General features: G+C 42.5%; 17 protein-coding genes. 2 read left to right on the plus strand and 15 right to left on the minus strand.

Annotated elements, in window-relative coordinates; all coding sequences use genetic code 11:
- Positions 1–9 precede the first annotated feature (9 nt).
- Together ACQKCP_RS01940 and ACQKCP_RS01945 are read right to left on the minus strand one after the other, a co-directional pair.
- Positions 10–1,218 carry a transglycosylase SLT domain-containing protein gene (locus ACQKCP_RS01940; RefSeq protein WP_102094788.1) on the minus strand — a complete coding sequence of 403 codons (1,209 nt, stop codon included), beginning with the start codon at positions 1,216–1,218 and terminating at the stop codon, positions 10–12.
- A gap of 1,095 nt (positions 1,219–2,313) precedes the next feature.
- The gene (locus tag ACQKCP_RS01945; protein WP_427611070.1) at positions 2,314–3,138 is read right to left on the minus strand and encodes a Nif3-like dinuclear metal center hexameric protein; all 825 of its coding nucleotides are present in this window, start codon (positions 3,136–3,138) and stop codon (positions 2,314–2,316) included.
- 380 nt (positions 3,139–3,518) lie between these two features.
- On the opposite strand from ACQKCP_RS01945, the gene ACQKCP_RS01950 reads away from it, so the two are divergent.
- Positions 3,519–4,844, plus strand: coding sequence for a S1C family serine protease (locus tag ACQKCP_RS01950; RefSeq protein ID WP_201566687.1), 1,326 nt, complete (start codon positions 3,519–3,521; stop codon positions 4,842–4,844).
- 169 nt (positions 4,845–5,013) lie between these two features.
- Here the strand turns inward: ACQKCP_RS01950 and yfaE are convergent, their stop codons facing one another.
- From yfaE to ACQKCP_RS01985, 7 genes are all read right to left on the minus strand, one after another.
- A complete protein-coding gene (gene yfaE / locus ACQKCP_RS01955) occupies positions 5,014–5,283 on the minus strand; it encodes a class I ribonucleotide reductase maintenance protein YfaE (RefSeq protein WP_057759542.1) in 270 nt (89 codons plus the stop codon).
- A 186-nt stretch (positions 5,284–5,469) separates the two neighbouring features.
- Positions 5,470–6,603 (minus strand): class Ia ribonucleoside-diphosphate reductase subunit beta, encoded by a 1,134-nt coding sequence (nrdB, locus tag ACQKCP_RS01960; RefSeq protein ID WP_057759544.1) that lies wholly within the window; start codon positions 6,601–6,603, stop codon positions 5,470–5,472.
- Positions 6,604–6,700: 97 nt separating this feature from the next.
- Positions 6,701–7,072 carry a hypothetical protein gene (locus ACQKCP_RS01965; RefSeq protein WP_427611071.1) on the minus strand — a complete coding sequence of 124 codons (372 nt, stop codon included), beginning with the start codon at positions 7,070–7,072 and terminating at the stop codon, positions 6,701–6,703.
- 290 nt (positions 7,073–7,362) lie between these two features.
- Positions 7,363–8,835, minus strand: a complete 1,473-nt coding sequence (locus ACQKCP_RS01970) for a hypothetical protein (protein ID WP_427611072.1) — start codon at positions 8,833–8,835, stop codon at positions 7,363–7,365.
- 149 nt (positions 8,836–8,984) lie between these two features.
- Positions 8,985–11,261, minus strand: a complete 2,277-nt coding sequence (gene nrdA / locus ACQKCP_RS01975) for a class 1a ribonucleoside-diphosphate reductase subunit alpha (RefSeq protein WP_102090443.1) — start codon at positions 11,259–11,261, stop codon at positions 8,985–8,987.
- A gap of 502 nt (positions 11,262–11,763) precedes the next feature.
- Positions 11,764–12,054: a YbeD family protein gene (locus ACQKCP_RS01980; RefSeq protein WP_057762424.1), complete on the minus strand. Its 291-nt coding sequence runs from the start codon at positions 12,052–12,054 to the stop codon at positions 11,764–11,766.
- A 539-nt stretch (positions 12,055–12,593) separates the two neighbouring features.
- The gene (locus tag ACQKCP_RS01985) at positions 12,594–13,553 is read right to left on the minus strand and encodes a bestrophin family protein (protein ID WP_427611073.1); all 960 of its coding nucleotides are present in this window, start codon (positions 13,551–13,553) and stop codon (positions 12,594–12,596) included.
- Positions 13,554–14,198: 645 nt separating this feature from the next.
- Between ACQKCP_RS01985 and ACQKCP_RS01990 the strand changes: the two genes are divergently transcribed.
- A complete protein-coding gene (locus tag ACQKCP_RS01990; protein ID WP_427611074.1) occupies positions 14,199–15,698 on the plus strand; it encodes a SulP family inorganic anion transporter in 1,500 nt (499 codons plus the stop codon).
- 275 nt (positions 15,699–15,973) lie between these two features.
- Here ACQKCP_RS01990 and ACQKCP_RS01995 read toward each other — a convergent pair whose 3' ends face one another.
- The 6 genes from ACQKCP_RS01995 to ACQKCP_RS02020 form a co-directional block, all read right to left on the minus strand.
- The gene (locus ACQKCP_RS01995) at positions 15,974–16,282 is read right to left on the minus strand and encodes an ArsR/SmtB family transcription factor (RefSeq protein WP_101204781.1); all 309 of its coding nucleotides are present in this window, start codon (positions 16,280–16,282) and stop codon (positions 15,974–15,976) included.
- A 543-nt stretch (positions 16,283–16,825) separates the two neighbouring features.
- Entirely contained in the window at positions 16,826–17,356 is a 531-nt protein-coding gene (locus ACQKCP_RS02000) for a DUF2798 domain-containing protein (RefSeq protein ID WP_427611075.1), read from the minus strand.
- A gap of 33 nt (positions 17,357–17,389) precedes the next feature.
- Positions 17,390–18,184: a siderophore-interacting protein gene (locus ACQKCP_RS02005; protein WP_427611076.1), complete on the minus strand. Its 795-nt coding sequence runs from the start codon at positions 18,182–18,184 to the stop codon at positions 17,390–17,392.
- Between the two features lie 16 nt (positions 18,185–18,200).
- Positions 18,201–18,644: a MarR family winged helix-turn-helix transcriptional regulator gene (locus ACQKCP_RS02010; RefSeq protein ID WP_201547344.1), complete on the minus strand. Its 444-nt coding sequence runs from the start codon at positions 18,642–18,644 to the stop codon at positions 18,201–18,203.
- Between the two features lie 383 nt (positions 18,645–19,027).
- Positions 19,028–20,950, minus strand: coding sequence for an RNA polymerase sigma factor RpoD (gene rpoD, locus ACQKCP_RS02015; protein ID WP_347162130.1), 1,923 nt, complete (start codon positions 20,948–20,950; stop codon positions 19,028–19,030).
- A 516-nt stretch (positions 20,951–21,466) separates the two neighbouring features.
- On the minus strand, positions 21,467–23,671 hold the full coding sequence (locus ACQKCP_RS02020; protein ID WP_427611077.1) for a DNA primase: 2,205 nt from the start codon (positions 23,669–23,671) through the stop codon (positions 21,467–21,469).
- Positions 23,672–23,685: the final 14 nt, after the last annotated feature.

Raw genomic sequence — 23,685 nt, forward strand, 5'->3', positions numbered from 1 at the left:
AGCTACAAATTAGACCGTCTGAGTTTTGATCGTTTCAAGATAGCTTCTGATATTACTGACATAGTGCATGGCTTGACCATAGCGGCTATTCGACGCTCTATTATCTGCTAAATAAGCATAGACGTTCGCCCAACTTTTATCATCGATACCTTGAGCTCGTAGTTCGCGCTGGATTCTTTTTACCGCATTGGGACCCATGTTATAACCTGCGAGGGCAAACCAGATACGGTCAGTTTTTGGCACATCAGAGAAGTCAGCTTTTACTTGCTCTAGATAGCGTGCACCGCCACCAATGCTTTGGTACGGATCGACACGGTCTGAGACGCCCATCGCTTTTGCAGTGTTATTGGTCAGCATCATTAATCCGCGTACACCAGTCGGCGACACAGCGTTGGCATCAAGATGCGACTCTTGATAACCCATCGCGACCAGCAATTCCCAATCGTGATTATAATTGCGTGCTTGCTCTTCAAACGAAGACTGATAGTCCGGTAACTTTTCCGTCAACGTTCTCTGGAAATGATCCTGACTATAGGCGTCTTTAAGCAAGTTTTGATTGTAGAACGCGGCAAGTTTTTGTGTGTTTTTTAGCTTGATGCTATCGCACAAAAAGTAACTGGCCTTTCTTGATAGTGGGTCATTGGATGAGCTAAACGTCCAACTTACCTTAGGATGTAGTCCGTTCTTAGTCAGACTAGAGTCATAACCACAGCTGACATTGATAGACGATAGGTTCAGCTGGCTTTTTAGCTTGGTGCTAGCCGTAGTCAACGCCATGTCAGCGTTGCCGGTTCTTAGTGCTTTTAGTGCCGCTTCTTCACTGGCATAGGCTTTCAGATTGATATCGACACCGAGCTCATCGGCATAAGTGCGCACCAGATCAAACCCAAAACCATGTTGGAAGCCATCGGTAGCAAAGTAAGTGCTATCGCCTGGTACCGCAGCAATGGTCAAGGTGTTTTCCAGCATGACATTGTCATAGGCTGGTACCGATGTGTTCATGGTCGTCAAACTCTCAGCGGGCAACGAGAGTAGAGCGATGCTAGAGATTTGTGCCAGCTTCTTGGTTCTGGCAAAACGATTAGACGCAATAGGGGTAACGGATGAAACGATGTTACTTTTGGTGTTTAGTAGGCGTTTAGATGGACGCAGTAAATAAGAAATACGGCGTTTGGCCCCTTGCGCAGATACTTTTACACGATAAGTAATACGCTGCATGGATGTCTCCTGATTTTAGCCATCCTTCTTACCGCAAAAACACGAATAAATATATGTGCATAATATTGACATATATCGATATCGTATCTTAAATAGAGTGGCATTTTTAATAGGATAAATGCCGCTCTATCTTGTTTGACTATAGCGCCACTAGCGTACTCTCTCTAAGAGTTAGTGGGATAGTTTGTCGTCAGCCAGCTATCGATATGTCATAAAAACGTTCTAAACAGTGTTTATAAGTACTGGTTTAAAATACTGAACGCACAACGATGCGAAGGATATAAATCAGATGATTCCTTCATCGATAACTAAATATGGCTAGTGGCCAAACAACTATATATCAAACATAGGTAAGGTCATGATTAAGTTATTGAGACAAAGACATAGCTTGAAACATTGATGTAAGGTTTTGCCAATGAAGCAAATACTTTCATCTGTTTTAACTATGCTAACTTTGATGGCTGGCTATACTTTGAATCACTAATATTAAGTTACTAGTAATAGGATAGCTGGCTACCAAAGTTGTTTGTCCAGCAATGAGGGTAAGCAAAATAACCAGAATTGATAGTTTATAGCTGTCTATCAAACTGACTATGTCATACCGTCATCGCGACACCAAAAATAAAAAAATACCATGCTGCTAACATACATAGTGCAAACATAGTATTTCAATGGGTAGCGGTTTAAAATCTTATCGCTGATATAGCATGATAAAGTCTTAAACAACTACCAGCATTATTTTAGTGCCATAACCGGAAGCTGTAATAATGGCAAGTTTCATGACAAAACGTTCTTTCTTACGGGTAGTAATATGCGGTTACTAATTGCATTATTCAAGTGGAGTTAAGAAAAAAGCGATAAAACTTAACAATTGAGATATAAACGGTTAATTTTCCAGATATTTGGTACATAATAATCAAAAATAGAATAACAAAGTTCAAATAGTAGTCAAACTAGACTTTGTGCTTATGGTTTAACTATAGCTATTAGCAAGTCTAGTTTGGCTTTTGAACTATCATTTTCTCTACAAGCTTTTCTCTACAAATTTTTCTCTATAAATGACAACCGTTTAAACTAATAATTTAAGTGGCTACCTTATGCTGGATTTTCGATATCGATAAAAGTAACTGGTAGACCGAATTTTTGAGCGACTATCTCTCCTAACGCCTGAATACCGCCACGCTCCGTTGCATGATGACCACAAGCAAAATAGTCAATCCCAAGCTCGCGCGCGCTATGCGTGGTACGCTCAGATATCTCACCAGAGATAAACGCATCACAGCCCATAGTAGCCGCTTGTTCAATCATATCCTGCGCACCGCCCGTACATATACCCACACGTTCGATCAGCCTGCCATTTGTCTGAGCAGCTGAGTCTGCATGATACTCAGCTGAAATATGTAATGGCGCGCGACCTAAAGCTTGAGTAATGGTGGCAATAAGATCGTCAGCAGTTTGCGGTGTGCAAGTAGCGATATTGCCTACAGGATGTGACTCGGTAGGATAGAGCGCACCGTTGATCGTCATGCCGAGCATGTCAGCAAGTTTTGCGTTATTGCCAGAGATTGGGTGTGCATCAAGCGGTAGATGATAGCCAAGCATAGAGATACCGTGTTGCATCAGCTTGCGCACGCGTCGACCTTTCATCCCAGTAAGCGTAGCAGGTTCACCTTTCCAGAAGTATCCATGATGCACCATAATCGCATCGGCATTGTCAGCGATGGCAGCATCTATCAAGGCTTCACAAGCCGTGACACCAGTAACGATACGTTGAATCTGGCGTCCACCATCGACTTGTAGACCATTAGGTGCATAGTCTTTAAACGCGCTGGTAGATAAGTAGTCGTCACAGAACTGTGTCAACGCCTGAGCGCTGATGCTTTGAGTATTGGATTCAGCTGTCGTATGATTTGTAGTCATTATGTTTTCCTGTCATCAATAAAGTGTATATCGTAAGGTGCTGTAGATTAATTAGGCAAAGATTATGTATTATCTGTCATGTTTGAGAGTGTTTGGTTTTGCTCTTTTGACTTTATATTCAACTCTCAAGATGCTTAAATGTCGAGTATCGTAAAAGCTATTTTAACATGCCGTTGTAAGCAAGCAGACAAGCTGGATAACTGAAATGGTACACGATACGTTACTATTTACTGGTATTGCGGTTATAATTTATACACGTGAGTCTGCCTAGCTGTATAGCATTTGACCATTCTATGAATGGGTCAAGCTTAACTAAGCGGTCGCTATTATCTCACATCGTTTTTCACCGTCTGTTTGCAATAAATTTATAGAGGTTTTATATGTCGTCATCCCGGAACACCAATAACAAGGCGTCTTTATTAAAATGGTTACCTTGGGTCTTATTGCTGCTAGTGTTGGCAGCGTTTATCTGGTTGTTCACGAGTATGAAGTCGACGTCGGAGGCCACATGGGAGCCGCCGAGAACCCCGCCTGCGGAGCAGCAAGCAGCAGAGCCAGTGTCGGACACGCCAGCGCCTATCTCTTCTTATCATAATGCAGTGGCGCGTGCGTCGCAGTCTGTAGTCAATATCTATACGACGCAAACGATGACCGAGCATCCTTATATGGATGATCCCGTACTACGCCGGTTTTTTGAATATCATGGTGGCCCATCACAAGAGCAGGGCAATACTAACTTAGGCTCTGGTGTGATCGTATCAGAAGATGGCTATATCGTGACCAATGCCCATGTGATCGAAAAAGCAGATGAGATCACAGTTGCATTCAATGATGGTCGTAAGAGCCGTGCCAGAATCATCGGTACAGATCCTGATAGTGACCTAGCTGTGATCAAGGTCGATATGACAGGGCTGACGCCACTTGGTTTCCGCGAAGATCCAATTCGTGTGGGGGATTTGGCGCTAGCGATTGGTAATCCATTTGGCGTGGGTCAGACAGTGACGCAGGGGATTATCTCAGCGACTGGTCGTACTGGACTGGGTGTCAATAAGTTTGAAGACTTTATCCAGACTGATGCGGCGATTAATCCGGGTAACTCAGGCGGCGCACTGGTCGATGCTCATGGCGAGCTAGTCGGTATCAACACCGTCATATTCTCGCGCTCTGGTGGCTCGATGGGTATTGGCTTTGCGATTCCGACGGCATTGGTTGAGCAAGTGATGAATGCCTTGATTAAAGACGGCCGTGTCAGTCGTGGTTGGTTAGGTATCGAGATTCAGTCACAGCTACGTGACCCAACACAGTTAGAGACATCAACAGGCGTAGAAGTGCTAAACGTTATTGATAACAGCCCAGCGGCAAAAAGTGGTCTACGTGTCGGTGATATCGTACTGACCATCGATGATGTCGAGATGACAGATGCCAATACCTTGATTCAGTATGTTGCCCGTAAACCACCAAATACTGAACTGGATGCGCAGATATTACGTCAAGGTAAAAACGCCCAAGTAAAAATCACGCTAGAAGAGCGTCCAGCACAAGAGCCACTTGAGCGTCCTGTCGTACTACAAAATGAGAGCATGGGCGGAATGGAGCAACCTAATATCCAAGGTGATGAAGAAACGCCGATGATGTCAAAGGCAGAGCGTGATCGTATGCGCGAAGAGCTGATGAAACTGTTTGAACAAGATGCTGCGTCGCAGTAAGTCGTAGTTATTCTTGCCATTATGTGCTGACTCATAATATATGTATGAGACAGCATTTTTATTTAGCTGATAACATAAAAAAGCGCGCTCTTTATCTAAAGGAGCGCGCTTTTTGTTGGAGCTAGTGTTTTTGAAACTAAAACGCTAGCTTTATCTATACATAACCCTGCTATAACTTCTCAATAGGGTCATGATTGATGTAGATAACACCTTGCACACGGCAACAGCAAGGCAGGATTTCATCTTCTTCAATCATCGCCAGTGGGTCAAATGGATAATCGACCGTATGCGAGCTAGCAATACGTTTGACTCGGCAACTACCACAGTAGCCTTCGCGGCATTGATAGTTTACATCGTGTCCGGTGCGTAGCAGTCCATCTAGCAGACTCTCGTCATCATGTAGATAGAACTGCTTTTTACTGGTCATTACCCAAGTCATCGTTAATCCTATTGGGATATGTCTGTGCTACTGCTATCCCTACTATTAACCCATAAGACGATTACAGCGATAGAAATTTTATAACTTCAAATTTCTACCGCTTAAGCCCTTATCATTCAAAGTCTTTCTGGCTCAAAGCTCTTACAACTCAGCTCTTATAATTCAGATTTTTATAGCTCAAAGCTCTTACAATTCAAAGTCATCAAAATCACTGTCTGAAAGATCAGAGTCAATCTGACCAACCAAGTACGAGCTAATCTCGGTCTCTTGCGGTGCTACTTGCACATTGTCAGACGACAACCACGTATTGATCCACGGGATTGGGTTAGATTTTGAGTTCGGGAACGCCGCTGGCAAGCCGACGGTTTCCATACGTAAGTTGGTGATGTATTCGATATATTGGCAAAGGATATCTTTGTTTAAACCAATCATCGAGCCATCTTTGAACAGGTAGCCTGCCCATTCTTTTTCTTGCTCGGCAGCCTTACGGAAGATTTCGATGCTTTCTTCATAACACTCTGCGGCAATCTCGACCATTTCAGGGTCGTCACGACCGTTACGCATAAGGTTTAGCATATGCTGCGTACCCGTCAGATGCAGCGCTTCATCACGAGCGATTAGCTTAATGATTTTGGCATTACCTTCCATCAACTTGCGCTCAGCAAAGGCAAACGAGCAAGCAAACGATACATAGAAACGAATGGCTTCTAGGACGTTGACCGCCATGATACACAGGTACATCTGTTTTTTCAGTGATCGTAAATCAACCGTTACTTGCTCGCCATTGATGTTGTGCGTACCTGGCCCATACAAGCTATATAGCTGTGAGTTGCGATACAGCTCATCATAGTACTGAGCGATATCAGAAGCACGGCCTAAGATGTGCTCGTTTTGCATAATGTCGTCAAAGATAATATTTGGGTCATTGACGATATTACGAATGATATGCGTATAGCTGCGTGAGTGAATGGTCTCAGAGAATGACCATGTCTCAATCCACGTCTCAAGCTCAGGGATAGACACCAGCGGCAGTAGCACCACGTTTGGACTACGACCTTGGATAGAGTCGAGTAGGGTCTGGTACTTTAGGTTACTCAAAAATATGTGCTGCTCATGCGACGACAGATTGCTAAAGTCGATACGATCGCGTGATACATCGACTTCTTCTGGACGCCAAAAGAACGATAGCTGCTTTTCAATCAATTGCTCAAAGATAGGGTGCTTTTGTTGGTCATAGCGCGCCACGTTGACGGGCTGACCAAAGAACATCGGCTCTTTTAGCGCATTGTTTGGCGTTTGAGAAAAAATCGAGTAAGTCATGGGACTGCCTTTATAATTGATACGGTTATTAATTTATAGGGGTGTGACTGGTTTTGATTTGAGGTTATGACACGTTTTTGGATTATAGCGTTTTAGCTTAGAGGTTCTCTAGTGATATCTGTGACGACTCTTGCCCATCGTTCATATAGGCTTTGAATATCTCGCTCAGCTCACTATCATCAAGCGCTTCTAGTTCATCAAGTGCGCTTTTGCGTAGAGTACTCACATCAGACTCTTCCGCTGCTGTTTTTAAGTCTTTTTTAGCCGCTCTCGATACTGGCTTTTTGGCTGCTTTTGCCACGCTTTTTTTGGTGATAGTTGTCTTTGGTGCTTCATTCATGCCTAACTGCTGACGCACCTCTGCAATATCAACCTCGACTTGTACGATATGCGAGCCACCATCGTTTAGATCTGAAAATACGTTTGGGATAAACAAACCACCGTCTTTGATGATTGCGGTATATTGCACATGACCTCCGTCGTTTTTATTGTCTGTGTGGTTTAATTATAACAGTAGCCAATCCCGCCTACCGCTTGTATCTGCATCGCCATCGTCGTCAGCAGGATATCGCTATAGTCGGGGCTAAACGACCGTGTTAGGACGTCTTTCTTTCTTCTTAACGACTCTTCTATTTGGGCGCACCCTACAACTTTCTATGCTTTAGAGTAGGTTGGTGTCGAGGCACGAGACCCAACAAAGACTCAAACCGTTGGGTTTCCTTCGTCAACCCAACCTACACTCGCTAATCTATTATTAGTCTATTCATTTTTTAATTTGGTTGGAAATTTCTCAACAGCCTTGTCTACTGTTCTTTCAATTAAACTTATTAATGGCATACTGTCACCATGTTTTTTATCAAGAGTAAGTGAAGCGTTATTTGATATAGTATCTATTGCAGATTTTAGTAATTTCTCCATCAAGGGTTCTTTTGCTTCATCTCCAAGCTCTTCTATTTGAATTTTGAAACTTTGATATGACTTAGCTAAAGCCTCTTTATGTGCGTACTCTTGCTTAAGCCTCTCTGCTTCGCTTCTTCGTTTAGAGGCAAAAACTGCTATCCAAATTACTGGAATAATAATGGGTAGTCGATATGCTAAAAAAGTTCCAATATCTTTGAAACTATTAAACTCTATAGTACTAGACGATAAAAATATGAAAGATAAGACTGATAGCATTATTATTGAACCAAAGAAGATCCATGTATTGTATTTAATAGGCTTATCATATGAATTGCTAAGAGTATGGTAAGCACTGGATAATCCAGCTGAAGTTGCACCAGGTAGCAGACTTTCTATTTGTTGATTTAGAGCATCGTATTTATCTTTCTGTAAGGCTTCAAAGTTTGTTAATTCTTTTCTCCTAGACTCGATATCTGACTTTAAACCAATAGTCTTTCCATCATCGCTACCGTAGATGTCCTGATGAAACACTTTAATATCATTTATGCTGTCTTGTAACTTATCATATGCAATAGAAGAGTCGTTCCGAAGTTTTTGTATTATATCTCCAGCAGACATTATCTCTTGCCGTATAGACTTTTTATCAGTTATTAATGTACGATAAAAAATATCAATTTCGTTTGATTTTTTAGTTATTTGCTCATTTAACAAAGCCCACTTATCTCTTAATGGTGGTTCATCAGTTCCTAAAAAATACTGTTCGTTAAGTTTTTTGAAGCTCTCGTCAATTTTAGAGATAGAATTAAGTCTACTGGATGCTTCATTTAATATTCTTTCTTCTTTATCAAGAATGCTTGAACTTCTTGTTTTGAACTCTTCAAATTCTTTATTAAATTGATGCTGTTTTAAAGTCAGGCTCCTTTCCACAGAAGCTAGTTGATTACTTCCAAAATCACAATATGGTGCTAACGTTTTAATTAATTCATCTAAGTAAAAATTCAGTTGATTGATAATATCAAAGTCTATGTAACTCTTTGAATGGGCTAAGATGTTAGATATATTTTGCATCAAATCTTTAGTCTCTCTCCAGCTACCTAAAGGAATGATGTTAAAATCTATATTTATTAGACTGGATTTTAATTTGGAATAGGCATCCATAAATCTATCTAATCCATCTAGGTAATCATTTTGATTGATATCTGTGGAAATTTCGGAGTCAATATCTAATTGTTTTAATATTCGACGTGAATGACTTTTTAATCTTCTAATACCTATATCAATTTTTTCAAACTCTTCTTTTGTTTCGTTATATGCTTCATGCCAACGGTTCATGTTATTAAATCCTTTAATAATATTTATCGCTCTAAATAACATTAATGTACTTACACGTTGAAGTAAGTATTATCAAACAGCTAGCTCAACCTCAAAAGTTAAGCCCGCCATTTGTCAGGAATTTTATTTAAAGAGATTCTCTTACAGTCCTAAATCTTACAAGCACCGCCAGCACAATCATCTTCCATATCCGCTTGGGCATCGTTCGCACCATCACGCGTGTTATGGTAATACAACGTCTTCACACCCATTTTATAAGCGTTTAGCAAGTCTTTTAGCAATATCTTCATCGGTACACGGCCACCAGCATAACGAACTGGGTCGTAGTTGGTATTGGCAGAGATGCTTTGATCGACGAATTTTTGCATGATAGCGACCAGCTTTAGGTAACCGTCATTGTTTGGCATTTGCCATAGTAGCTCGTACTGATCTTTTAGCTTATCAATCTCAGGCACGACTTGCTTTAGGATGCCGTCTTTTGACGCTTTGATAGAGACTAGACCACGTGGTGGCTCGATACCGTTGGTCGCGTTGGCGATCTGACTAGAGGTCTCAGACGGCATCAAGGCGGTTAGAGTAGAGTTGCGTAGACCGTGCTCAGTGATCTCGCCGCGTAGCGTTTCCCAATCGAGATGTAGCGGCTCTTGGCAGATTTTATCCAAGTCGGCTTTGTACGTATCAATTGGCAAGATACCTTGCGAGTATGTAGTCTCATTGAACGCAGGGCACGCGCCTTGCTCTTTGGCTAATTTGTTTGACGCTTTCAAGAGATAGAACTGCAACGCTTCAAACGTCTGATGGGTCAGACCAAGCGCGCTGTCATCAGAATAGCGTGCGCCATTCTTAGCTAAGTAGTACGCATAATTGATTACGCCCACACCAAGCGTACGGCGACGCATACTGCCGTTTTGAGCGGCTTTTACTGGATAGTCTTGATAGTCGAGCAGGGCATCAAGCGCACGAACGATTAGCTCAGCTGGCTCTTCGATGTCGCTGACGTTTTCGACTTTACCCAAGTTGACCGCTGATAGTGTACAAAGGGCGATTTCGCCTTCTTCGTCATTGATGTTATCAAGTGGCTTGGTTGGTAGTGCAATTTCCATACATAGGTTTGACTGGCGAATCGGGGCAACCGTCGCGTCAAATGGGCTATGGGTGTTGCAATGATCGACGTTTTGGATATAGATACGACCCGTACTGGCGCGCTCTTGCATCATCAGGCTGAACAAGTCAGCAGCTGGGATTTGACGGCTACGTACGTTAGGATCGTTTTCGTACTTGGTATATAGCTCTTCGAATTTGTCTTGATCTTCAAAGAACGCATCATACAAGCCTGGCGTGTCGCCTGGTGAGAATAGCGAGATGTCTTGACCTTTGATTAGGCGCGTGTACATCGTTTTGTTTAACTGGACGCCGTAGTCCATATGACGGACACGGTTGTCTTCGACGCCGCGGTTGTTTTTGAGTACCAGTAATGACTCAACTTCTAAATGCCATAGTGGGTAGAACAGGGTCGCAGCACCACCACGTACGCCACCTTGTGAGCAGCATTTAACAGCTGTCTGGAACAGTTTGTAGAATGGGATACAGCCAGTGTGCTGTGCTTCACCGCCACGGATAGGGCTACCAAGGGCACGGATGCGACCTGCGTTGATGCCGATACCAGCACGCTGTGATACATAGCGTACGATGGCGCTAGTGGTCGCGTTGATAGAGTCTAGGCTATCACCACATTCGATCAATACGCACGAGCTAAACTGACGCGATGGCGTACGCACACCTGACATGATAGGCGTCGGTAGTGAGATTTTGAATTCTGAGGTCGCATCATAGAAGCGTTTGACGAAATCAAGACGATCTGACTTGTCGTATTGGCTAAACAGACACATACCGACGAGCATGTATAAGAACTGCGGGCTCTCATAAACGGTCTTGCTCACGCGGTCTTGCACGAGATATTTGCCTGCCATTTGCTCAACAGCGGCATAAGCAAGGTTCATATCGCGCCAGTGATCGAGATACTCTTCTAACTCGTCAAATTCAGCACGGCTATAGTCCGCTAAGATGTGCTGATCGTATTTGCCAGCGTCTGTTAATGTTTTGACATGGTCATATAGATGCGGCGGGGTGAATTTGTTATAAGCAATCTTACGTAGATGGAAGATGGCCAAACGCGCAGCCAAATACTGATAGTCAGGCGTGGTTTCAGAGATTAGGTCGGCGGCAGATTTGATGATGGTTTCGTGAATGTCACGAGTCTTGATACCTTCATAAAACTGGATGTGCGACTTTAGCTCAACTTGAGACACAGACACGTTGTCCAAGCCGTGCGCTGCCCACGCTATTACCTTGTGAATTTTGTCTAAATCAATAGGCTCTAAACGTCCATCACGTTTGGTTACTTGGATTTTGTCAATATGTGTCATGCTGGCCTCTATTTTGATTGCTTATTGTGATGTCGCGCGCCGAGTGGGCGGCAGACATTCTTTATAACGCTATTATGCTGGGTTGTGCTAGCTGGTTTTTTTGGGCAAAAAGCTACCACTACTCATAGTGACGATTAAAATCACTGAGTACTACATATAGCGTGTTTGTTAATTGGTAGGCACAATATAGCGGGAAAATTTTGAAAATACTATATTGATTTTAGAATAAAACTATGTTGCTACAAGGTTGTAGGCAGTCCAAATTTTGGCAAAGGACGATGGGATAAGGGTTAGACGCAAATGCGGTCAATAATAAAATTTTTGTAAAAATATCGTGAGATTTACTTTTCATTCTCTCGGTTATTGTCGACTGATAATGCGAGTCATGGCGGCAATAATGCGGGCGCAGATTGTACATCAAACCACAAAAAATCGCCACCCATAACTTATTACTAGCGAGTGACGATTTGGACTAAAAAGGCGTTAAAGTTTTTTATGCGACTTATAAAACAATACGAACCGTTTTTGCATTATCGAGTGATGCATAAAGCGCATTCACTTGCTCAGCAGCCGTTAGGTACAAATTGACCCGTGCCGAGTGAAAACGACCTGTTTTAGACGGCTTAACTTCGATAGACGCCAAATCAAAATCAGGGAATTGGCTACCCAAAATTAGCTTCACTTCATTAAGCAAACTCTCACGCTCGCCTTCATGACCGATAATGCTTAGTGGGTAGTTCATTGGGAACTCCCAAAGCTCTGGGTTTTGAATATCGGTCTTTTTGCCTACCAATGCGCCTTTATTTGGCGTCAGGTCAGTGACTTTAACTGACGGCTGATTGCTGATTGGGTTATCTGTGCTGTTGTCGTTGTTGTCTTTTGAATCATCACTCATGATATGAGCCTCGCTGGTATAGGTAAATAGGAAAAAGTTAATCAGTCATTAGCGGTAAATAAGTAAGTAACATTAAGTCATTCGAAAATCGCTGCTATAGACATTAAGTTAGTTAGACATCTGCTCAAATCATGCCAAAAGCATAACGCCAGAAACTGAGACAGGCTCAGTATGGTCGTAAGTGGCATTTAAATCAGTCAAGCTATAGCCTATTCAATTTAAAAGTAGTATAAGGCAACCGAGTGTAGATGTAACTGTGATACTTCAAGCGAGGTTAACGCTGTCATACTTTTATAGTGGAATGGCTATATTAGGCAGAGAATATATGCACTGTTTATAGTGGTCTATGAGCGATTATTCAAGTAAAGTCTGTATTTAGTCAGGTTTATCAAGAAATAGTAAGCCAAATGGCTTTTATTAATAGCTGTTAATAAAAGCTACTGCAAATAACCCTTGATAGGAGTGATATCAGGCGGAATATCCGTCTCTCCTAATGCTTCTCGCAGATTAATCTCGATAGTGCGTGACAGGGCAGTCAAAGGTAATTGGTTAGCGGCCAAGCCAAAAGGCTCTTCTAGCTCTTCGCTAAGCGCATCCAAACCAAAAAAGGTATAAGCAATTACCGCACAAATCAACGGGGTCGCCCAACCGAGTGATGCCACCAAGCCAAAGGGCAACATAATGCAATACAGGTAGGTGGTGCGATGTACCAGCAGCATGTAAGCAAAGGGTAGCGGGGTGTTATGAATACGCTCGCAAGCTGCCAGTACAATTGTCATAGAGGTCAGGCGCTCGTCCATGTTTTGTATGACTTGCTCCGATACCAGTCCTCGACGCCGAATATCGCCAAGCTGCTTACCCATCAGGCGCATTATATAGTCAGGTACATTTTTCGCTTGGCGCATACGGTCATAATGTATTGCTGCGACAAGAGGCTCGATATCCGTCCAAGGTGGCGTACCACGCAATCGGTGGCGCACCGCATGGGCAAAAGCAATGGTCAGATATACCATTGTTCGCTGAGTATCTCCTCCAGTTGCATTGTTATCCTCGTCATCTTCTATACCAGTCGCATCGTCCTCATCTATAAAGGATAGCACTTGGCGCGTTAAGCTACGAGAGTCATATACCAGCTGACCCCATAGTCCGCGTGCTTCCCACCAACGCTGATAACTGGCGTTGTTTCGAAACCCAAGAAACAATGATAACGCAATTCCAAGCAAGGTAAACGTTGCCATACCATAATAAGGAAACGAGTCAGGAAGCCAGTGCTGGATAATCGTGATAAGCGTACTAAGAATAGTAATCAGCAAAATTTGCGGATAGATTTTTGGAATGATTGATCCACGCAAAGTGAAAAATATCTTAAGGGCATTGGGCGTTTGCCGGACAATCATGTCAGTTTCCTAGCGATGGGATATATGGAGACACTATTCAATGTCTCGTGTGATTCTAATATAGAAACGAGTTCTGTAAAGCCCAAAAGGCTATAAATTTATTCAAACTAAGAAGTAGGGTGGTCACTTAAGCTCGGTAATTCAGATAATCAAAAAGTCAAATCTTCACCAAAAGGGCGATGTTTTTATTAATCCACTTTATGTATGTTAAAATGACGCCAAATATCACTTCTTAACTCTATAAAAGCTGTCACCACAAAGATGAATACGCCACCCTAGCTGTACCCCTCCTCAGTAATGATTGCTTCCTATAGCAATTACTCTCATAAAGCGTCTGACGCTTTTTCTTGTGCGCACGCACTGCTTTAACGTTTGTATCACTATTCGATATATCTAGTGGATCATAAAGATTACCCCACTGAAAGTACATTATGACGATAACTCGCTAACTATGATCGTTCACATTTTTATATTTATTACCTTACATGTAATGGGCAATGTACCTAGATAGAGATGCGTCAGACTTTTCATGTGAGCTGATTTTTAACTACTTTTTAGATACTTTCCAAATAGATGTTTTCTAAATAATGATTAGATATCTCGTTTATTGACAGACTAAAGCAGTTCCCCAAAACTGAGTTAAATATGTTAAATACAATTAAAGAGCATTGGCTATCCAATGCGCGCGGCGATGTCTTGGCTGGTATGGTTGTCGCTTTAGCGCTTATCCCTGAAGCGATTGCGTTTTCTATCATTGCCGGTGTCGACCCTCAAGTAGGGCTTTATGCCTCGTTTTGTATCGCGGTAGTGATTTCATTTGTTGGCGGTCGTCCAGCGATGATTTCGGCGGCGACTGGTGCGATGGCGCTACTAATGGTGACACTGGTCAAAGACTATGGCTTGCAGTATTTATTAGCAGCCAGTGTGCTGACAGGTGTTATACAGATTATCTTTGGCTTCTTAAAGCTGGGGAATCTGATGAAATATGTATCGCAATCCGTAGTGCTCGGCTTTATCAATGCCTTGGCTATTTTGATTTTTATGTCGCAGGTTCCTGAGCTGATGCCGCAGGCAGGTTCAAACCTAGTACACGTATACGGTCTTGTAGCGCTAGGTCTCGTCGTTATCTATGGTTATCCATATATTCCAAAGATTGGTAAAGTGATTCCATCGCCATTGGTCAGTATTGTACTGGTGACGGCTATAGCCATCTTATTGGGTGCAGAGGCTCGAACCATCAATGATATGGGTCAGTTACCTGACACTCTACCGATGTTTTTGATACCTGATATCCCATTGAACTTAGATACATTGATTATTATTTTTCCGTATTCTATCAGTCTGGCGATAGTTGGCTTACTTGAGTCTATGATGACCATGACTATCGTAGATGATTTGACTGATACCAAAGGCGACCGTACGCAAGAGTGCAAAGGCCAAGGTATTGCCAATGTGGTTAGTAGCTTTTTTGGCGGGATGGCAGGCTGTGCGATGATTGGGCAGTCGATTATCAACGTCAAATCAGGCGGTTATACACGTCTTTCTACTCTAGTGGCAGGCGTGTTTTTATTATTGATGGTAGTGTTCTTAAGCGATTGGCTGAAGATTATTCCAATGGCCGCATTGGTCGCTGTGATGATTATGGTGTCTATCGGTACTTTTAACTGGGGTTCGTTTAAGGAGCTAAAAACCAAGCCGCTGCAAAGTAATGTTGTCATGATTACGACCGTCGCTGTGGTGGTTGCAACGCATAACTTGGCCTATGGCGTATTGATTGGTGTATTGCTGTCAGCATTGTTCTTTGCCAATAAAATTGAGCGCTATATGAGTGTGCATAGTCATATGGATGAAGCAGCGCAAACGCGTTATTATCGAGTTGAAGGACAAGTATTTTTCTCATCAGCAGAGCGTATGATTGATTCCTTCGATATTAAAGAATCTGTCTCTAACGTGGTCATTGACGTGTCGCGCGCGCATTTTTGGGACGTGACAGCAGTCGCCGCCATAGATAAAGTGATTATTAAATTTCGCCGTGAAGGCACTGAAGTAGAGCTCATCGGTTTGAACGAGGCGAGCCAGGCGATGATAGATAATTTCGGTGTGCATGATAAGCCAGATACTGAGCAAAGCTTAGGTGCGCATTAATTTAGCTACGTATTAGTAGTGTCATATTGATAAATATTATAAAGCTGAGTGTATCTCGGCTTTTTTTATGCAAATTAAAACCTGATTAGAAGACTATATTCTATTATGGATAAATATTTTAGGAGGCAATAGATAATCAGAAGGGACAAGATAGCTAGAAGAGAAGATGATGATAATTTAGAAAATGGTGTGATATTGAGATAGTTAATCGTTATATTGAAATATTTAGATGTTGTGTAGTGAAACAAAATAGCTCTAAAGATTATGAAAAATTTTTAAAGCTTTAACAGCTCTTTTTCAACTTCATTGAGAAATGCTTCGATGTTAGCTTCATGACGCTGATAAAACGTCCATTGTCCATGGCGTTCGGACGTAACCAATCCTGCTTTTTTTAACACACCCATATAATTTGAAATGGTTGATTGCGACAATCCAGCTTTTTCTTGAATGTAGCTGACGCATACACCATCCAGATTAGCATGCTCTGGTAATGACGCTGGGAAGTTTGATCTGTCCTTCAACCACTTTATGATTTGACGACGCATGGGGTTGTTAAGTGCAGATATTATGTTTTCTGTATTCATAAAATATGTGATATCGATACCTAGTTAATAATCAACAACTGTCAGAGTGGAACATTAGATTTTTAGCTTACTCATTATGGGTCTAAACACTAAAGCGGAGTAGAATCTATCTACCACCAATGTGTCAAACATATACAAATAAATGGCTACTAGTAGGATACTGTTTATAACTAGCGTTTGTATTCTGACTATACGTTGCTATAACAGTAGAGTATACAGCCAAAACTAGATTAATTATGACAGTTGTACTGTCTAGTCATCGGAATATTGTCGAATAGTAACAATATATGACGGGTAAAAAAAGTCTGTATCAAATCAAATTTAACACTAAACATTGTTACGACTGACTTATTAAATACACGTTAGTTCTTTGCAAAACCAGCAGTAAAATAGTATTAGAAAGCTTCTGATATGACAAGGGCGTGTTGAGTATTCAACACGCCCTTGATGCTTCATGTTCTTAAATTTTATTAAGCTTTTCTATTAATCTGGTTAGCGTCGCGGCAGAGTGCCAAAAAATCTAATAAACATAGTCGTGATATCTTAGCTTTTTAGAAATGCCTCAATTTTTGGTTTAATAGTCATAGAAACGATGACCATTAACGTCAATCCTACTGGTAACGCAACTAGAAACCCTTCTAACCAACCATTCAAAAATGCTGTTTGATTGGCAAAACCAATCGTCTTTGAGGCAGTACTAAAGGCTAACATAGACTCCATTATACAAGCCATTAATATACCTGTGATGAGATTGCGCTTGTACGCTTTGGTATTAGGTAGCTTATGATTAATAAATTTTGTGACCAGACCCATCAGTAAGAAGCCAATCGGCATAATCGCATACGCTGCCAGTAGCGCTCTAGACCAGTCTATAAAAAATGTATCGGAATATCCGACATTCATATAAGTCATCACACCTGTTAAGAGACCACCTATGACAGTCATTAAGGCAAGTATTAACAACACTTTGTAGAGCAACGGTGTTTTTTTAGTGCCATCATTCTTAGCGCCACCACTTTTAGAGCCATCAATGAGCAGGGTCTTGGTATTTGCCGGCATAGTATTTGGAGCCATAGTTATTTTCCTATCATCATAAAGAGCGTTTAATTAGTCGGTGTTTTTTTCTGCCTGCCGATCGCTTACAGACTGGTCTTCTGCAACACCTGCTTTCCAGTAAGAAAAGGCATATAGTTCATCTTTAGACCACTGTTGCTCGACCTTTAGGTAATGACGAAGGGCTTTGACAGATGAGAATTCGCTAGCGATATAAGCAAAACGGCTCTGCTCTGCAGTTGGCAAATCGAGAGATTTTACTGTGTCGATTAATTGACTGCCTTGCGTTGGATCTGGGTTATGTAACCATGTCATGGTGATATTGGCCGCTGTCGGCAATTCTTGCTCATCTTCTGTACCGTGCACTTCGATGATGCATTGACCAGTCGCGCTGGCAGGCAAGCTTTCTAATATTGAGCCGAGCACTGGTATCGCTGTGGCATCGCCAATCAGTAGAAAATTATCTGCATCGGGACAAAGCGCTTTGGTTTTAGGTTTCATTAAGATACCAATCTCGTCGCCAACCTCAGCATGAGTAGCCCAACCTGAAGCGGGTGCCTCATCACCATGAGCAACAAAATCAATCCAGATCTGTTGTTTTGCTACATCGGCGCCGCGATGAGTATAAGTGCGGACAACGAATGTAGTATTGTCATTTAGATCAATTGGTTGAGCTTTATCGACGGGAATAAGTACTTTGTTATTTGCGCCAACTGTCATGGTCGCGATATTGGCAATAGTATCTGCTTGGCCTGTGAGGTATATACGGATGTAGTGCGGGGTAATCATTTGCTTGTGAGCAACGGTCATGATTTCGCGTACTGGTTTTTGATTTATGGTGTTATTCATATGGATTTGTCCTTACTTATTTATCGGTAGTCTTGCTGCTGCTAACGTTGTCTATCATGGTGCGACTGACACGGAAAAATAACGCAAGCTCTACGAGACTTAAATCTTTCGTTAATTGCTGTCTTGTCCATTCCTCTGCTGCATCAAGCTTTGTCATAACCTCTTCGCCTTTAGGAGTCAGTTGTAGTAATTGGCTGCGACCATCAAGCGGGTTATCTGTCTTTAATATTAGCTCAGCTGCCAATAGGTCATTTAAGGCACGAGTGATTTGGGCTTTGTCTCGCTGCATGTGTTTAGAGATCGATAGCGCAGTGCTATTCGGGTTATAACAGACGCCTTTTAAGGTTCTGATATTGGTCACTGACAACTCGACACCTTGCTGGCGAATGCCTTCTAGCAATAGATTGGTATAGGTATGCATCAATTGATGTAGTGTTTCGCTCAATGAATTGTTAGACATAAAAACTCTTTGATATAGTTGATAGAAGCAACTATATAGAATAAGGTTGATAGTGTCAACTATAAAGTGGTTTCTGAAAGAGCGTCTGTACCTACAGTTAGGTAATTTTGAATAAGAGAAGACAGTAGAAGGTCAAGAAAATAGGGGTGTATATTGAACGAGGAGCTCTTAGATTGAAGGATTTTATGACTAGGAGGTTTTGTAATTAAGAAGATTTATAATTAAACAGCTTTGCAATTAAAAAAATTGTAATTAATAAACACAGTGATTAATAAATTCTAGAACTAAAAAGCAGGCACAAAAAAAGCTGAGATATACTCAGCTTTTTTATTTTTAACAGCTATCTGAAACCTATTAGCTAGGCTCAGTATTTCTCTGAAAATTTAGTCATTTTCAAGGAAAGAGCGCAAGTGCTCAGAACGTGATGGATGACGCAATTTACGCAATGCTTTTGCCTCAATCTGACGAATACGCTCACGCGTTACATCGAACTGTTTACCGACTTCTTCCAAAGTATGATCCGTTGGCATATCGATACCGAAACGCATTTTTAGGACACGCGCTTCACGCTCAGTCAGGTTACCCAATACATCACGCGTCGCTTCTTGCAGACCAGCAGCTGTTGCATCATCGACAGGGCTTGAGATCGTACCATCTTCGATGAAATCACCTAGGTGCGAATCTTCATCATCACCGATAGGGGTTTCCATAGAGATAGGTTCTTTAGCAATCTTCAGCACTTTACGGACTTTAACTTCGTCCATCTCTAAGCGTTCGCCTAATTCCTCAGGCGTTGGCTCGCGCCCCATTTCCTGTAGCAACTGACGTGAGACACGGTTGATCTTGTTAATGGTCTCAATCATATGCACAGGGATACGAATGGTACGCGCCTGGTCAGCGATAGAGCGAGTAATCGCCTGACGAATCCACCAAGTGGCATAGGTCGAGAATTTATAACCACGGCGATATTCAAATTTATCAACGGCTTTCATCAGACCGATGTTACCTTCTTGGATAAGATCCAAGAACTGTAGGCCACGGTTAGTATATTTTTTGGCGATAGAGATAACCAGACGTAGGTTAGCTTCAACCATTTCTTTTTTCGCGCGGCGAGCTTTCGCTTCACCAACCGCCATACGACGTGCCACATCTTTCATATCGTGGATTTTCATGTCGAGCTGCTGCTCGTAATCACGGATGCGACGTTGTAACAAAATTACGTCATCAGTGACTTTTTCTAGCGTACCAGCAAATGCAGGCTTACCTTTGATACGTTCAATCAACCAATCAACGTTGGTTTCATTGCTAGGGAAGGTCTTACGGAACTCTTCACGCGGCATACGACCACGGCGAATCACCAAACGCATGATTTGACGCTCTTGCTTACGCACGTCGTCGTAGACGTCATGCATGATAGCCATAACTTGGTCTGACAAGCGATTGTTTAGCTTTAGCATCATAAAGCGTTCAGCAAGTAGGGCATACGCGGTATCAGCCTGTACGCTACCACGACCATAATCAATCAATGCTTGCTTGGCTTTGATAAATAGATGCTCGATCTCTTCTAGACGTAAACGAACTTCTTCTGGGTCAAGACCGCTGGTTTCTTCTTCGGCCTCTTCTTCAACGTCGTCTTCGTCTTCCTCATCATCATCAAGTGCAGCTGCTTTCGCATTGACCTTGGCTTTGATAACCGGTGGGTTTTCCTTTTCTTCTTTGATGCGTTCGCGCTCTTCTTTCGCCGCTTCTTTTGCTTCTTGGGCTGCGATTTTGTCTTCTTCGGTCTCAGGGTCTAGGAAACCAGTGATGACGTCAGAGAGTTTCTTTTCACCATCTTGTACTTTTTCATATTCGTCAAGGACAAACTGTACGGTACCAGGCCAATAAGCCATAGCATGCTGTACATCACGAATACCTTCTTCGATACGCTTAGCAATAGCAATTTCGCCTTCGCGAGTCAGTAGGTCAACCGTACCCATCTCACGCATATACATACGTACAGGGTCAGTGGTACGACCAGGCTCGGTTTCAACAGAGGCGAGTACTGCCGCTGCCTCATCTGCTGCCATATCATCATCACTTGAATCATCGTTCATCAAGATGTCATCGGCATCAGGAGCTGATTCAAAGATTTTGATACCGACATCGGTCAGCATTTGCACAATGTCTTCGATCTGATCGCTTTCGGTAATAGAGTCGGGCAGCTGGTCATTCACCTCAGCGTAGGTAAGATACCCTTGCTCTTTGCCCATTTGGATTAAGGTGGCCAGTTGAGATGTGGACTTAGAAACTGACTTATCGTTCATAAATACTCGCTTACTTGCATCGGACATTTTTATATTGTGACTCGCTATCGCTCGCTCTTTGCGTTGATCTTATCAATCGATTGATCAAAATATGGCGTAGAGGTTGTCAATAATATCAAAAATGAGTTGATATGAATAAAGGCTCAAAACACTACAATAACAATGCTGATAAACAGCCAAAAATTAGAAAAGCTAAAAAGACTTCAATATAGTACTTAAAAAACACAGTACTGAAAAAATAGTATCTAAAAGCGGATACGTAAAAATAATACCTAAAATTTGTGCTTAACGATGCATGCTCACAATCATTCACCAAGCAGTGCTGTCAATATACAGCGACACAGTTTAACACAGACCACAGTCGTCAAGCACGAGCTAGTGATAGCTACCGACCATTTTTTACTGATTATTTGCCATCAGCTAAATGATTTTGGAGCGACTCATGCTACTGGGCATAATCATTAGTAGTGGGGGCAGCTGCTAGACTTTTAAAGGGTCAACATTTGAAATTAAACATTAAGACTGTACAGTGACCATCTGGGCAGATTGCTCTGCCTGCTGTGCGCGTAGCCAATCATTCAATAATTGGGTTTGTTTACGGACGATCGCAAGCTTAATATGATCAGGGTTCTGTATCAGCTCTTGTATTTTTTTCTTCATGTTGCGCTCAAGCAGTTGACTGACTAGCTCTTCGATTAGGCCATCAAGCCCCAAAATATTGCGCGCAGTTAGCGCTTTATAGAAGCCGCCCCAATTACGGCTGAGCATGTCTTGGGTCGCAGGTTTTACGTTCGATAAGATAAAATGCGCCGCTGCATTGACATCTTTTGGTAAGTAATTAAGACAGCGCTTAATGGTACTTACGATGTCTAACAAGGCAGCATCTTGCAAGTCTTCCCACGCAAGAGGACGCAGCGTATCAGGCGATGCTTTTTGTTTGATATGGGCAGGTAGGTGTAAGCCATTAATCCCTGACTGTTGCCAAATCGACTCAATAGGGTCGTCGATTAACGCGCGCGGCTGAAACAAAAAGCAAAGCTGCAATTGCTGACTGATGGTCATATCACCATCGAAATCTAGCAGCGCATCTTTGGCCTCGACATTCTGACTGCGTTTACCGCCAAGCTTTTGATAAACGTCATTGTTAAGCAAATAGCGAAAGCTACTGCCTTTGGGTAAAGCGGTCGTCAACGAGCGAACTTGGGACATGAGCTTGGCTTTGCCTTCAGCCAGACTCATGTCATAACGCTCACTCAAATACGCAAAAATATACTGCGATAGCGGCATGGCATTAGCGATTTGCTCACGCATGGCATCGCTGCCCTGACTCTTAATAAAAGTATCAGGATCATGATTATTAGGCAGGGTTAAAAACCGCAGCTCTTTATCATCGGCCAGTACAGGCAGGGCAACTTCAAGTGTACGCCAAGCGGCTTTTTGGCCTGCGCTATCTCCATCAAAGCTCAAGGTAAGCGTTGGATTTAGTGTCAGTAGACGCGATATTTGGCTTTCATTAATCGCTGTACCCATCGAGGCGATTGCCCCATAGATACCTGCTTGATAAAGAGCGATCACATCCATATAGCCTTCGACCACCAGCCAGCTGTCTGCGCGCTGCTGACGTGATTCGTAATAGCCATACAGTACGTGTTGCTTATGAAAGACGGGCGAGTCTGAGGAGTTGATATATTTAGGCTTTACTTCGTCATCGAGCGCCCGACCGCCAAAACCAATAGTACGACCTTGGTTATCACGAATTGGGAAGATGACTCGGTCGCGCAATAGATCGTAGTCGCGGCCAGACTCTGACTGACGTACCAATCCTAAAGCTTTTAGACCCTCAATATCCTGCGGAAACTGATGCTCAAGATGCTGCCAACCAAATGGCGCATAGCCCAGACCAAAGGTCTCAAAGATGTCTTCGGTGATACCGCGTGATAAAAAGTAGTGCTTGGCATGGGGATGCGTGGTCAAATTGTGCTGATAGAACTGCTGGATTTGCTCTAGCAGCTCATATAGATTGCCATCTTTATCATCGTTTTGGTCAATACCATGAGCGTCCTGCATACCAGCGCTAGTATCGGTATCTGTTAGCCATGCTGGCGGATAGCCACTGTCATTTGCATGGTTTGGTGAATACGGCTCTGAGGAATATGAGTCCATCGAATAGGACGCTGAATCATACGCCTCTAACGGTGGAAAATCCTCGTAGCCTTGATTGTCATCATAAATGGGCTGGTCGATGTAGTTTTGGTCACTTTGGGCGACATTGTTTTGATGACTGTCTTGACGATTATTTTGATGGTTGTCTTGATTTGCACCGTCTTGGCTTACTTTGTTATGTTCTACAGTTGGGCTAGGCACATTGTGCACAGGCGGCGCAATAGGTTTGGGTGCGTGACGTTGATAACTAACGTTTTGCTGCTCTTCTTTCGGTACTTCGATGCCTGTTTGCTTTGATAGTTCATTGACCGCTTCAATAAACGTCAAATTTTCATAATCACGCAAAAAACTGATGGCATTGCCACCGACGCTACAGCCAAAGCAGTGATAGATGTTTTTTTGTGGATTGACATAAAAAGAAGGCGATTTTTCACCATGAAAAGGGCAGCAGCCTTTATATTCACTACCAGCGCGTTTAAGCGTGGTGTGTTTGCCAATGATGCTGATCAGGTCAGCTTGGCTATTTAATTGTTCAAGAATATGGTTAGGAATGCTCATACAAAAAACAGTTT

Source organism: Psychrobacter sp. NPDC078631 (assembly GCF_050268165.1).
Taxonomy (GTDB): domain Bacteria; phylum Pseudomonadota; class Gammaproteobacteria; order Pseudomonadales; family Moraxellaceae; genus Psychrobacter.